Source organism: Mesorhizobium sp. M7D.F.Ca.US.004.03.1.1, assembly GCF_003998635.1.
Classification (GTDB): domain Bacteria; phylum Pseudomonadota; class Alphaproteobacteria; order Rhizobiales; family Rhizobiaceae; genus Mesorhizobium; species Mesorhizobium loti.
Map to the genome: position 1 here is coordinate 1 of NZ_RZQG01001429.1, position 987 is coordinate 987.

Below are 987 nucleotides of genomic sequence, written 5' to 3' on the forward strand. Positions count from 1 at the left end.
AACATGGCCGCTACACGGACGTGTTCCGTCACGCCCGCACCATGACAATACTTGCCGCTGGTGCGGCGGAGGTCGCGGCGATCGACACCGTCTTCCCGAATTTTCGCGACATGGCGGCCTTCCAAGCGGAATGCATGGAAGCCGAGCGCGATGGCTTCACCGGCAAGATGGCGATCCACCCCGCTCAGGTGTCGGTCATCAACGCCGCCTTCACGCCGTCGGGCGAGGCCGTGAGACAATCGGCGGCAATCGTCGCCGCGTTCGCGGCAGCGGGAAATCCCGGCGTCGTCGGCATCGACGGCAAGATGTACGACCGCCCGCATCTGCGACTGGCCGAACGACTTCTGGCGCGGGCAAAGGCGGCAGGTGTTTCCGCCTGAGCGCCCGAATCGCTACCAGACCAATGGAATCAGGCGGTAGCGAACATGGGCCGCATAGTCGTCATAGCCTCGCAGGCCAGTCCGAAGCGTGCTTTCTTCGATGAATGTGCGGATGGCCAAAAGAATGATGAACACGAGCACCGATGCCAACCCCCACCAGGAGCCAAGCAGGAGTGCCGTGCCGGCAAAGAAGAGAATGGCGCCGGCATACATCGGATGGCGGATGTAGCTGTAGGGACCCGTGGTGATCACGCGCTGTCCGCGCTCGTCCTGGATCTTCACAACGGGCGCCGCGAAACTGTTCTCCAGCATCGTCAGATAGCAGATCCAGATGCCGAGCAGCAGGACAGCCGCGCCTATCACCTGTACCCAGACGGGAACCGCCGACCAGCCGAAACGGATGTCGAGCCCCATGAGGGCCTGCCAACCGAAGATAGCGGCCAGCAATACGCTCAACAGCACCTTGTCAGCTGCGGTCTGATTCTTCTGGATGGGAGGGCTCAGTCTCTCATTCATCAGGCCGGGATCGCGCCGGGCCAGCGCTACGCCCAAGCTGAGGCTAAGCCCCACCATCACCACCAGGAACACCCAGGCTCCCGGCCAGTGC

The 987-nt window shown here is 62.9% G+C and carries 2 protein-coding genes; one reads left to right on the forward strand and one right to left on the reverse strand.

Features of this window, described 5'->3' with window-relative positions; genetic code table 11:
* On the forward strand, positions 1-380 hold a 380-nt coding region (locus EN935_RS37670), incomplete at its 5' end, for an aldolase/citrate lyase family protein (RefSeq protein ID WP_164771787.1).
* Between the two features lie 12 nt (positions 381-392).
* On the opposite strand, the gene EN935_RS37675 is transcribed toward EN935_RS37670, so the two are convergent.
* Positions 393-987 (reverse strand): isoprenylcysteine carboxylmethyltransferase family protein (locus EN935_RS37675; RefSeq protein WP_164771789.1); only part of this gene is annotated, 595 nt, incomplete at its 5' end.